The following is a 12516-nucleotide window of genomic DNA, read 5'->3' on the forward strand; positions in this document are numbered from 1 at the left end:
CCGACCTCCGGCCACACTGGGTCGAGCAGTTGTGAGCAGGAGGAACCATGACCGACAGCGACGTCGCGACCACAGCACCGATCGGGCCACCGGTCCCATTCGACCCGGAACTCGCCGCGGCGCTGGAAGTGATTCTGCCGCATATGCCGAAGTTCACCTCGGTGGATGTCATACCGGGAATCCGCGCCATGGCCGACGAGCTCATGGTGTACCGCTCGAACGAGGAGCTCAGCCGTGACGGCGCCTTCCACGTCGAAGAGATTCTCGTTCCCGGCGCGCCCGGAGACCGGATTTCGCTGATCGTCTGCCGCCCCGCGGGAATCCAGGCGCCGAGCGCGGCGATCTATCACATCCACGGCGGCGGCATGATCATCGGCAGCAACCGGATGATCAGCGACGACATGCTGGACTGGGCAACGGAATTCGACGCGACTCTGATCTCGGTCGAGTACCGGCTCGCTCCCGAAACGCCGCACCCGGGACCGGTGGAGGACTGCTACGCCGGGCTGGCCTGGGTGGCCGATCACGCCGGAGAACTCGGCATCGATCCGGCGCGAATCGTCATCGCGGGTGAAAGCGCGGGCGGCGGGCTGGCCGCGGCGACCACCCTGCTGGCCCGGGACCGGAAGGGGCCGGCGATCGCGGCTCAGGTCCTGATGTGCCCGATGCTCGACGACCGCAACGACACCGCTTCGGCGATACAGGGTGAAGGGCGCGGCGTCTGGCATCGTCACACGAACGAAATCGGCTGGTCGGCACTGCTCGGCGCGGCGCGCGGCGGCCCGGACGTCTCGCCGTACGCCGCTCCCGCCCGCGCGACCGACTTATCCGGTCTGCCACCGGCTTTGATCGATGTGGGCTCCGCGGAAACGTTCCGGGACGAGGCGGTCAGCTACGCGAGCAATATCTGGCGCGCCGGAGGCCAGGCGGAGCTGCACGTTTTCGCCGGAGGCTTCCACGGCTACGACGGCCTGGCCCCGCAGGCGACGGTGTCGCAAGATACCAAGGACGCCCGGATTCGGTGGCTGCGGAGGATCATGAACTCCTGACTGCCTCGCAACGCCGGGCACGAGGCCGGTACCGAGCAGAGGAAGAACGATGCGAGAGCTGACGATCCGTCTCTCGGCCCTGGCTCCCGAGGCGGCGAACGCCCTGCATGTGGTCGCCTACTTCGACCGGCTCGTCGAGCACCGCGCCGGTTATCGTTCGGTATTGCGCGGCGCCGCGATACTTTCCGGCTGCCCGGCCGGTTTCGTCGATCGATCGCGCGGCGATCGTCTGCGGGTTCTTCCCGAAGGCACATACACGACACCGGATTCCACGCTCGCGGACGTGTGGCCGCGGGCCGTGGCGGGCGACGGATCGCTCGAAATGTGGCTGGAGCGTGACGAACCCGTCGACGGGAGTCTCGACGCGCTCGTGCTGGAACGCGCGTTGCTGGCGGCGGCGGCCATGCTCGGCCGCACCCTGGACACCCCCGAACAGCGCAGAGCCGAATGGGTCCGGGCGCTGCTGGCCGACGATTCGGACGACGCGGCCCGGGACACCGCCCTGCGCGGACTCGAACTGACCGCCACGACCCCGCTGTGCGTCGTGGCGATGGACGACGGTCCGCTGCTCGCCCGCTCGCTCGACGATGCCCGCGAGGCGATCGGCACGGGCCGCGCGGGCATCGGCCCGATCGTTCCCGCCCGAGCAGCCGCGACCTCCTGGGCCCGGGCCCGGCTGGCGCGCATGCTGACCGCCGAAGGCACACAACAGGATCCGGGCGATCGGGTGATCATCGCCGAGGAGAGCGACACCCTGCTGGTCCTGGCCGCCGGCGTCCGCCCGGACGAGCCGCCACCCGCGGATGTCGTGGCCCTGGACGACGCGGCGGCCACGACCCCGTGGATGCTGGAGACCCTCCACGCGATCAGTACCACCAACAGTGTGCGCGACGCCGCGGGCCTGCTGCATCTGCACCACTCGACGGTGCAGGAGCGCGCCGCCCGAGCCGACCGGGTCCTCGGCTGGAACGTGTTGAGCCAGCGCGGAAAACAGCGCACCCAACTCGCCTTGGTGCTGCGCCGGATCCGCGCCGCACCACGAGCGTGAGCCGAGGGCGGCACACCGGATTCCGGGAGATCTGCGTATAGACGACGGGTTGCCGACGGGCTTCGGCAGCGGCCGCCGAATCCGATTGCGCCGAGCGGTATCCGACGCATACGGCGCAGGGATGTGTTGTCGCGCTCAGCCACCGATGAGTTGGGCCGGCCGGTCCCAGGCCCGGAACCAGCCGCCGGGCTGAACGACGATTGCGGAGCGGCGTTTGCCGAAGTGGTCGGCGCCGAGCAGCGCGCGGCTCGACCACCTGCTCGCATCGCTGTACATCCGCCTCCTGTTCGGTATGGGAACCACTCCCCCCGAGTACGTCGGCGTCCTCGAGCGGCTGTGTTCCGGCGGCCGGTGCGCGACGAATCCGTGCACCGGGAAAGCCGCTGAGTAATTGCCGCGTGCGTTTGCGCGTGTCGGGTTGACCGACCATCGGCCGGGTTCCGAGGATGGGCCGCGTGATCCGGATCGGGAGCGTCGTGCGGGCGCGGGGCGGGTTCCTGTGGATGGTGCTGGTCGTGGTGGCCGGTGTGGTGGTGCCGGTGACGCTGACGCCCGGTGTCGCACGGGCGCGCGACGGGGCGGACGCGGAGTGGTCCGCCACGTCGAACATGTTCGCGCCGAACGATTTCCGCGCCGCCCCGTACCTGGGCAACGGCCGGATCGGCACGATGCTGCCGCCCAGCGGCGGTGGGTACCAGGATTACGGCGACACCGCGCGCACCTCGTTCCCGCTGCAGCAGCCTCGGTACACCGGCACTTATCTGGCGGGTTTCTACGCCCGGGCGGCTCCCTCGCCGCAGTACACCCAGGTGATCGCGGCCCTACCGGCGTGGTCCGGGCTCACCGTCGGGGTCCTCGGTCATCGATACGGCGCCGATGTGGATCCGGCGACGGTGCACGATTACCGGCAGACACTGGACTACCGGAGCGCGACGGCGACGACCCGGGTCACCTGGACGCCGGATCGCGGGCATCGGGTGCGGCTGCGTTACGACACCTTCGTCTCCCGCTCACAACCCGACCTGGCGGTGCAGCGGTTGACTCTGGTCCCGGACTTCTCAGGAGATCTCGATGTCACCGACCTGATCGACACCGCTGCCGCGCGACGAGTGACCCCGCTGGCCGCGTCCGCCGATCCTGCTCATCAGCGCAGTGCCGCCGGGGTGCGCGCGGACGGAACCACCGATACCGCCTTCGTGGTCTCGGCCGTCGACACCCCGCGGCACACCGCTGCCGCGGCACTGCCGGCCACCAGCGGCATCCGCTACACCACGCCGGTGGCCGCGGGCGGGAGTTACACCTTCACCAAGTACGTGGGATTCTCCTCGACCGACTACGGTCCCGATCCGCTCAGCGCCGCCACCGCAGCGGCCGAGGCCGGCCGCGCGGCAGGCTACCGTGCCGAGTACGGCGCGCATACGGCCGCATGGGAACGGTTGTGGCGCAGGGGGATCGAAATCGCCGGCCGCGCGGACTACACCCGGTGGATCCATGCGGCCCTGTATTCGGTGCTGGCCAGCGTCCGTGCGGGCGACCGGTGGGCCGTGCAGCCGGCGGGTCTGTCCTCCGACGACTACGGCGGGATGACGTTCTGGGATGCGGATACCTGGATCTTCCCGACGCTGCTGGCGCTGTATCCGGATCTGGCGCGCACGATAGTCGACTTCCGCGGCCGGTCGCTGCCCTCCGCACGCGCCAACGCTCGCGGTTACGGACTTCCGGGCGCGTTGTACCCGTGGAATGACGGTCCTGCCCAGCAGTGCGCCTCACCGGCGGTGTGCGGGCTCGGCGAGGAACACCTGAGCAACGAGATCGCCCTGGCTCAGTGGCAGTACTACACCGCTACCGGCGATCGGCGATGGCTGCACGACAGCGGCGCCCCCGTGATCACCGCCATCGCCGACTACCTCACCGCCCGGGTGGGCCCGAGAATGCCCGACGGCAAATATCATTACGCGCCCGCGGCCGGGTCCGACGAGTACGTCGCGGCGTCCGTCGACAACGCTCTCACCAACGGCGGAGTGATGAACACGATGCGCATCGCCGCCCGGGCCGCCGAGTCGGCCGGGCTGCCGGTCGACCCGCGCTGGGCCGACGTCGCGGCCAACATGGCCATGCCGCCCGACATCGCCCCCGGCGTACCCGCCGAATACCTCGGGTACGCGGGGGCACCGATCAAGCAGGCCGACACCGTCCTGCTCAGTTACCCGTTCTCCTACACCGCACCCGGATACTCGCCGGTCGACACGCTGCACTACTACTTCGACCGCACCGACCCCGGCGGCCCGAACATGAGCAATGCCATCGGCGCGATTCTCAGCGCCGAATACGACCCCTGCCGCACCCAGCACTTCCTCGACCAGTCGGTGCAGCCGTATACGCGCGGCCCCTACGACTTCCAGTCCGAGGCGCGCGGCGACCGTTCCGGCGCCAACGCGCTCGGCCAGGCGGCGTGGGTCTTCGTCACCGGCGCGGCAGGCTTCCTGCAGGGGCTGCTCTACGCCCCGACCGGGCTGCGCTGGGCCGATCCGCGACCACGGCTGGATCCCATGCTGCCCAACGGTTTTCCCAGCGGCCTCACGGTGCGCGGACTCTCGGTGGGCACCAGCGCGGTGACCGTCCGGATCGCCCCGCACACCACGACACTGACCCTCACTTCCGGCGGCCCGATAACCTTCGACACTCCCGCGGGCCCGAGAGCCGTCACCGCCGCACACCCTCTGCGCATACCCACTCGATCGGCCTGCTGACGGCGGTTGCCGGGAAACCCGACGCACCGCGAGCAGCGCCGCGGCGCAGGTATTCGGCAGACTGCTCGTATTCGGTTGCCGTACTGGAGAGTTCGGGAAGTCACGACGCGATACGAGCCGGCCTGCGCACTTCAGCGGCCGGAGTCACGCGGCAGCGCCGGGATGGTCACAGATCGCCCGAATAGTCCTGGGAGATCCAGCGGTCGGGGCGAATCGTGAACAGCACGGAGTCGGCGCCGTCCATTCGGTCGGCGAAGGCACGGCCGCCCTCGGGGCCGAGATAGCGGGTGGCGATCTCCACTCGCGCGTCCCGGGGTGCGGGGGTGGCGGCGTCGATGACCGTCCCCTCCACGATGACGTACTGGTACGGCAGTTCCTCGCGCTGCACCGTGAGGGTTACCACCCCGGCCTCCCGCACCAGCCGCGCCTTGCGGCGTTTGGCGCCGGTGTTGATCCGGATATTGCCGCCGGGAGTGTAGTCGTACCAGATCGGCGCGGTGGCGGGCGGACGCCCGTCGGTCGCCGCGACCGACAGAACTCCGATGTGCTTGCCCGCCAGGAACTCTTGACGCTCTGCTTCCGAGAAAGGTTTCGGCATGTGCTGTCGAACGACGCTCGCGCCGATGTTATTCCGGTCACCGGTCCCGATCAGCTCCCCGCGGTGATGCCCTGTTCGGCGCAGGCGTCCCGGAGCGCGTGCAGGGCATAGTGCAAGCGGGACTTGACCGTTCCCGGCGGGATGGCGAGCTGGGCGGCGATATCGGCCGTGCTGCCGCGGCGGTAGTAGGCGTGCACGATGACCTCCCGATGTTCACGGCTCAATGCGGCCAGGGCTCGGCGCACGGCCAGCACGTCGGCCACGCTCGCGCACGGGTCCGGGACCGGACGGTCGAGCAACGCGTGGACATCGCCGAGGAGTTCATGACGCCGTCGAGCGGACCGCAGATCGTCATAGGCCAGATTGCGGGTGACCTTGAACAACCATCCGCGCAGCGACGGCACCGGTTGTTCGCACAGTCGCGGTTGCTGCCACAGCTTGACCAGAGCCTCCTGCGCGATCTCGTCGGCACGACCGGTGTCGCCGAGAAGCCGAGCGGCGAAGCGCCGCAACGACTGCCGATAGTGCGAATCGATCTCACCCAGTCGCTCCGATCGCTCCGATCGCTCCGATCGACAACACCGGCCGCCGACCACGCCCGCCGCCGACACTCAGCAACCAGCCTCTGGTGCCGAACGCACCGCCGAAGTTGTCCGAATGTACGCGGGTGCGCACTCGGGTCGACACGGGCACGGAAATTCGGATACTCGGTCCATCACTTCACTCGCAACTCGTCCGGCCAGTACGGCGACGCAATACCCGCAATCGGTGCGGGCACACGCGGCCGGAATCGCGGTACCCGAGATTCGAATCCATCTCGGCTGGTCACCACCCGTCGGCCGCGGCGAAGCAAGGGGGCTTGGCAACACGGCACCCAGCGGTGTGACGGCGGCCTGTCGCCGGCCGAATTCCGACCGCGGAATTCAGCGCGAGGTCGCCGAACGGATGGCGCTTTCGGGATCGCGGGGAATGCTGGGAATCACTGCGGGAAGCCAGGAGTGGGCGCGGCGTTCGAACAGGGCCGTGGACGGGCCCCGGGCCTCCGGGCCCGCCACCCGGGCCAGGCGGAATCCGGCGCGGCGGTAGTAGTCGTGCAGATCGGTGTTGGTGGTCCAGGCGTCCAGGCGGACCCAGGTGCGGCCGCGGGCGCGGGCGAGCGCGGCGGCGTGGGCGAGCAGATGCGACCCCACACCGTTGCCGGCGAAGCGCAGGTCGACGATCATGTAGTGCACGATGACCGATTCGGCGGTTTCCTGCGGGGTCCAGAGTCCTTCGTCCGCACGGTCGTTCACCGTGATGGTGCCTGCCGGTTCGCCGGACTCCTCGGCGATCCAGGTTTCCCCGGCGTGCACCGCACGGCCCACGACGTGAGCAAATATCTCGATGGGCAGGCCCCGGCCCTGCCTCGTCCACTGATCCGACCCGCGCGCCGCAAGCCAGGCCGTTCGTTGGAGCCGTAGTCGGCAAATAGTGCCGAGGTCGGCCAGCGTGGCCTGGCGTATGCGAACTGTCATGGCGTTCCGGGGACCAGCGAGTTACCGAAGGAATGGGAATTGCCCCGGGGATACTGCGCGCCCAGGGTCTTGCGGATGAGCTCGGTGCCGGCGTCGTCGCCGAGTTCGTAGGCCAGACGATTGCGCGCGGCGATGGAACGGGTCCGGGTCACGCGAGTGATCCGGGAAGCGTTCGCGCCGATGCGCAGATGATCCAGCAGCAGAGTGCCCGTCCCTACCCCCAGCACAGCAGCCTCCTCGGCGGTCGCGGGCCGGGCGACGACGGTGTCCCGATGCGCGGATTCGGCATGACCGCGCTCGGCCAGGCGGCGCGTGGTGCCCTCGGGGATGTCGCGCGGCGAGTCGACACCGGTGGCCTCGGCCAAGTCTCGGGGATAGAAGCTGACCTCCCAGGACCACGGCTCGTTGTCCAGGTACTGCACGACCGTGCGCGCGACAACCCAGGAATCCTCCGGTACACCCAGCCACAGTGCCACATCCGGACCGGCCGGTTCCATCCGGGCGGTGAAATGTTTGGCCGGTTCCCGACCGGCCGCACGCGCGATCTCGGAGAAGATGTCCTGCGAGGACTTCGGGCGATCGGGCCGCAGCGGAATGGTCACCACCGATTCCAGCACCTCTTGACTGCGTACGATGGTGCCGCGCGAAGTGGCCGTGTAGAGCAGGTTTTCGGCGACCAGGACCTGAATCGCGTTACGCGCGGTGGTGATCGACACCTGCATCTGATCGGCCAGTTCGTTGTGGCTCGGCAGCCGATCGCCCGGCTTCCATGTGCCGCTGCGGATCTCCTCTCGGAGGAGATCCGCGATCCGCTGATACCTCGGACCGTCCGCCATCTCGCTCCTACGGGTTGTTACTTCAAGGTAAGAAAGTTTACCCCCGCTGTTCGCTCGGCGCGGGACCCTTGACACCGGGCTTCAGAGGTTTATTGTAATGAACGTCCTGAACGGGTGTTGTACGGCGATGACGGCGAGGCAACGTGGCAGGTTCGGAGACATCTCAGACGGTGGTCGTGGCAGTGCCCGACACACCTCGGAGTGTGACCACGGTCGAAAAATTCGTGAGCGGCATTCTGCCGAGTTCCGATCTGCTCCTACGCGCATGTCGCGGGTATCGCGTGGTCGGTGGGCCGATGGTGTGGTTCACCCGCGATCTCGCGGTGCTGCACGAGCGCAGACTGATCGGGCGCGGCGGGTCCGAGCCGGCTCACGATCCGCCCACCCTCATCGAGATCGACCGTCGCCGAAACGAATTGGTGATGGCGATCGACGACTGGATCTCCCGGTCGATCCCCCAGCACCGCCTCGGCGCGACCCTGCACACCGAAACCATCGGCGCGGTCATCGACCGCATCGCCGAGGCATCGGTCCGTGCCCACCACGCCCTGATGACGCTGGACGCGAACGACGAGATCCTGCACGTCGCCTGGCACCACCTGGCCGAACTGGCCGACGCCTACGACGATCTCGTCGCCGACGTCCTGGCCGGACGCCGCCGCCTGCCCGCCTGGTGAACGGTCGAACCCTTACAACGGCGGCAAGTTGGCGATCTGGACCATTTCCTGACCGTGGGTGCGGGACACCAGGATTCCGCGCCCCGGCGGGAGTTTGGACGGGCGCACGTCGCCGATGATCTTGCCCTCGTCGCGGGGGCCGCTCATGATCAGCGCGTCGACGGACATGTTCTTCATACCGCCGAGGATCGGATCGAACAGCGCACGGGACACGCCACCGGTGCGGCGGGTCACGATCAGGTGCATGCCGATGTCGCGGGCCTGCGGCAGATACTCCAGGAGCGGGGTGAGCGGGTTGCCCGCGCCCTGCACCACCATGTCGTAGTCGTCGACCAGGATGTAGATCTCCGGACCGCTCCACCAACTGCGTTCGCGCAACTGCTTCGGGGTGATATCCGAGCCCGGGATGCGCTCGGACAGGAATTTGACGATATCGCTGACCATCGACCCACAGGTCTGCGAGGAGGTCGAATATCCGGCCAGCTGGTCGCCCTCGACCACGCCGAGCATGGTGCGGCGGTAGTCGATCATGATGATCCGGGCCTGTTCGGGCGTCGCGCTCTCGATGATGCCCATCGCGATATTGCGCAGCAGCGTGGTCTTGCCGCACTCCACGTCGGCGAAGGCCATCAGATGCGGTTCGGAGCCGAAATCCAGTACCAGCGGCTCCAGTTCGTTCTCGCCGAGGCCGACCACGATCCGGGTCGGGCTCTGCTCGATACCGCGCTCGGCCGCCACGGCCAGCAGTTCCTCGCGGGAGAACTGCATGGGCAGCATGCGCACCTCGGGCGCCTTGCGGTGGCCCCACAGCTGCGCCAGGCCCTCGCGCGAGGCCGCCACGCCCTCGGACAGGTTGCCGGGCTCGGTCTGAGAATCCAAGCGCGGCAACGCGATCAACATGTGCAGTTCCTCGGGCGTCAGACCCCGGCCGGGACGGCCGACCGGAACCAGCGCCGCCGAACGCCGATTCATCTCCGAATCGGTCGGATCGCCCAGCCGCAATTCCAGGCGCGTGCCGACCTGATCCTTGACCACCGCGCGGATCTCGGCCCAGCGGGAGGCGCCGATCATCAGGTGGATGCCGAGCGAGAGGCCTTGTCCGGCAATGGCATTGATCTGCGGCTCGAGCGCCTCGAACTCCTCGCGGATGGTCGCCCACCCGTCGATCACCAGGAATACGTCACCGAAGCGGTCCGCCGCCAGCGGATCGTCCGGCGGCATCGTGCCATCGGTACGGATCCGGGAGAACTTGCGCCGCCGGAACTCGGCCATGGACTCGATGCCCAGTTCGCTGAACCGCTCCTCACGCTGACGCATCAGCGAGGTCAGCTCCGCGATCGTGCGCCGGACCCGGTCCACGTCGAGGCGACCGGCCACCGAGCCGACGTGCGGCAGACCGACCAGACCCGCCATACTGCCGCCACCGAAGTCCAGGCAGTAGAACTGCACCTGTTCGGGAGTGTGCGTGGCGGCCGCGGACATGATGATGGTGCGCAGCGCGGTGGACTTGCCCGACTGCGGACCGCCGACCACCGCGACATGTCCTCGCGCACCGGACAATTGGATTGTCAGCACATCGCGGCGCTGTTCGTAGGGCTTGTCGATGATGCCGATCGGCATCCAGAGCTGACCGTGCCGGTTCGCGGGCGACCGCCAATCCGGGTCGGGCAGCAGCATATCCACCGACGGGGATTCCTCCAGCGGCGGCAGCCAGACCTCGTGCGCGGGGCGGCCGTGCCCGGTCAGCCGCTTGACCACCACGGTCAGCAGTGAATCCGGGATGCCCTCCTCGGCCGTGGGCGGTTCGGGCAGCTCGAGCGGATCGAATTCCGGCTCCGGCTCCGGCGGCAACTCGGGAATCTCGACGTGACTCGCGGTGAAGATCGTGGGCGAACCGCCGATTGTCCGGCCGCCGACCACGACGGGGCCGCTGGCCACCGGTGCCACGTAGGGACCGGAGACGTAGGTCGCGTTGAACCGCAACGGATCCGCGGCATCGGTCTTGAGATATCCGGAACCGGGCACGCTCGGCAGGTGGTAGGCGTCGGTGATACCCAGTACCGCGCGGGATTCGTTGGCGGAGAAGGTGCGCAGGCCGATGCGGTAGGACAGGTGCGAGTCCAGGCCGCGCAGCTTGTTCTCCTCGAGTCGCTGCGAGGCCAGCAGCAGATGGACGTGCAGCGACCGGCCCAGCCGGCCGATCATCACGAACAGGTCCGCGAAATCCGGCTTCTGCGAGAGCAATTCGGAGAACTCGTCGACCACGACGAACAGGGCGGGCAGCGGGTCCAGCGCCGCACCCGCGGCGCGGGCCTTCTCGTAGTCGGTGACGTTGGCGAAGTTGCCCGCGGAGCGCAACAGCTCCTGGCGGCGGTTCATCTCGCCGGCCAGCGCGTCCTTCATCCTGTCGACCATGGAGAGCTCGGCCTCGAGGTTGGTGATGACCGCCGCCACGTGTGGCAGCGGGTCCAGGCCGAGGAACGTCGCCCCACCCTTGAAGTCGACCAGGATGAGGTTCAGCGCGTCCGGGGAATGCGAGGTCACCATGGACAGCACCAGCGTGCGCAGAAACTCCGATTTACCCGAACCTGTTGCGCCGATGCACAATCCGTGCGGGCCCATGCCGTTCTCGGCCGATTCCTTGATGTCGAGTTCGACGGGGGTGCCGTCCGGGGTGACGCCGATCGGCACCCGCAGCCGTTCGCGCGGAGTGCGCGGACGCCAGACCTTGGCCGGTTCGATCTGCGCGGCGTCGGGAATCTTCAACAGCGCCATCAGGCCAGGGTCGGTGCGGGTCTCCTCCCCCAGGCTGACGATCTGCGCGGCGGTGGCGATCCGGTACCGCGCCAAGGCTCGGGCGAAGGTCTCGGCCTGCGCGGTGCTGATCACGTCCACGGTGGCGAAGCGTTCCACCCCGGCCGCGCTGCGCGCGCTCACCGCGCCGTCGCCGACGACCAGTTGCAGACCGCGGCGCACGGCCAGGCCGTTCTCCGGCGCGGTCAGGTCCAGCACCGTCACCGAGTCCAGACCGGATTCGCTGACCAGGCGCTCGGTGCCGTTCACGAATCCGTCGTCGATGATCACGATCAGGTGTGTTCGGCCCTGCGTCGGTTGCGGATTGCGCATGAACCGGCCGCGTTCCATCAGCTCCGCGGACAGCGCGGTCTCCAGCTCACCGAGTGAGCCGTACATCATCCGGGCCGAGCCCATTCCGTCGCGGTGGGTCGGATGTTGCAGGTGCGGAAGCCATTTCGCCCAGGACCACGCCTCGCCGTCGGGATCGGCACAGACGATCGCGACCGCGACGTGATCGGGCCCGTGGAACGCGGTGAACTCCATCAACATGGCGCGCACCAGCATTCGGGAATCCTCGTCGGGCCCCTCGATGTTGATCGCCGGGAAGGCGCGCAGCGAGACCGCGGTGGGAAGCTGGTGCACGACCGAGTGGGTACGCACGAACCGGCGCAGCGCGACGGTCGAGACGGGTTCGAGGTCCTCGAGCGGACCGGTCTCCGGGCGAGCCAGTTTCGTGGCCAGGCGGTGGCTGCCCACCCCGACGCGCACATGTCCGAAGTCCGGGTCGTTCGGGCGGCGCTCCCACATCCGGCGGGTGCCGACCAGCGATTCCAGATCGACCGGTTCGGGGTGCGACCAGCGCAGCGAATCCAGCTGGCGCAGACCGGTTTTGCGGACGTCGCGGCGGATCTGGTCCAAATAGCGGAAGTAGTCCTTGCGTTCCTCGTTGAGTTCACCGGCGGACTTGCTGCCACCGCCGCCGCGGCCCATCATCATGCCGACCATCGACACGAGCATCATCATCGGGAACATCATCATCATGGGATTGCTCAGCAGCGAGCGTCCCATCATCACCATCATCGCCAGCATGCCCACGACGGCGACGACCATCACCACCGGCATCAGCTTGGTGATCAGCGGACCGGGCACCGGCCGGGTGACCTCGGGCGGCGGGCTCAGCGTCACCTCGCCGCCGGGTGCGCGCGGCGGCGCGATGCGGGGACGGCGGACGAAACCTTCGGTAATCAT

The 12516-nt window shown here is 68.5% G+C and carries 10 protein-coding genes; 4 read left to right on the forward strand and 6 right to left on the reverse strand.

Going from position 1 to position 12516, the window contains the following annotated elements:
• Positions 1–47: 47 nt before the first annotated feature.
• Positions 48–1049, forward strand: coding sequence for an alpha/beta hydrolase (locus AC5WS7_RS29210; protein ID WP_495957817.1), 1002 nt, complete (start codon positions 48–50; stop codon positions 1047–1049).
• 49 nt (positions 1050–1098) lie between these two features.
• Positions 1099–2097 (forward strand): helix-turn-helix domain-containing protein, encoded by a 999-nt coding sequence (locus AC5WS7_RS29215; protein WP_495957818.1) that lies wholly within the window; start codon positions 1099–1101, stop codon positions 2095–2097.
• Between the two features lie 135 nt (positions 2098–2232).
• Here AC5WS7_RS29215 and AC5WS7_RS29220 read toward each other — a convergent pair whose 3' ends face one another.
• Positions 2233–2373, reverse strand: coding sequence for a hypothetical protein (locus AC5WS7_RS29220; RefSeq protein ID WP_495957819.1), 141 nt, complete (start codon positions 2371–2373; stop codon positions 2233–2235).
• Positions 2374–2552: 179 nt separating this feature from the next.
• Between AC5WS7_RS29220 and AC5WS7_RS29225 the strand changes: the two genes are divergently transcribed.
• A complete protein-coding gene (locus AC5WS7_RS29225; protein ID WP_495957820.1) occupies positions 2553–4847 on the forward strand; it encodes a glycoside hydrolase family 65 protein in 2295 nt (764 codons plus the stop codon).
• A gap of 166 nt (positions 4848–5013) precedes the next feature.
• On the opposite strand, the gene AC5WS7_RS29230 is transcribed toward AC5WS7_RS29225, so the two are convergent.
• The 4 genes from AC5WS7_RS29230 to AC5WS7_RS29245 form a co-directional block, all read right to left on the reverse strand.
• On the reverse strand, positions 5014–5445 hold the full coding sequence (locus AC5WS7_RS29230) for a pyridoxamine 5'-phosphate oxidase family protein (RefSeq protein WP_495957821.1): 432 nt from the start codon (positions 5443–5445) through the stop codon (positions 5014–5016).
• Between the two features lie 50 nt (positions 5446–5495).
• Positions 5496–6056, reverse strand: coding sequence for a sigma-70 family RNA polymerase sigma factor (locus AC5WS7_RS29235; protein ID WP_495957822.1), 561 nt, complete (start codon positions 6054–6056; stop codon positions 5496–5498).
• A 312-nt stretch (positions 6057–6368) separates the two neighbouring features.
• The gene (locus AC5WS7_RS29240) at positions 6369–6809 is read right to left on the reverse strand and encodes a GNAT family N-acetyltransferase (RefSeq protein ID WP_495957823.1); all 441 of its coding nucleotides are present in this window, start codon (positions 6807–6809) and stop codon (positions 6369–6371) included.
• Between the two features lie 146 nt (positions 6810–6955).
• Positions 6956–7795, reverse strand: coding sequence for a GntR family transcriptional regulator (locus AC5WS7_RS29245; RefSeq protein ID WP_495957824.1), 840 nt, complete (start codon positions 7793–7795; stop codon positions 6956–6958).
• A gap of 203 nt (positions 7796–7998) precedes the next feature.
• Here AC5WS7_RS29245 and AC5WS7_RS29250 point away from each other — a divergent pair, with 203 nt between their 5' ends.
• A complete protein-coding gene (locus AC5WS7_RS29250) occupies positions 7999–8472 on the forward strand; it encodes a DUF4254 domain-containing protein (protein WP_495957825.1) in 474 nt (157 codons plus the stop codon).
• A gap of 12 nt (positions 8473–8484) precedes the next feature.
• Here the strand turns inward: AC5WS7_RS29250 and eccCa are convergent, their stop codons facing one another.
• The gene (eccCa, locus tag AC5WS7_RS29255) at positions 8485–12516 is read right to left on the reverse strand and encodes a type VII secretion protein EccCa (RefSeq protein ID WP_495957826.1); all 4032 of its coding nucleotides are present in this window, start codon (positions 12514–12516) and stop codon (positions 8485–8487) included.

The sequence above is a fragment of the Nocardia sp. PLKS1-43 genome (genome assembly GCF_059510335.1).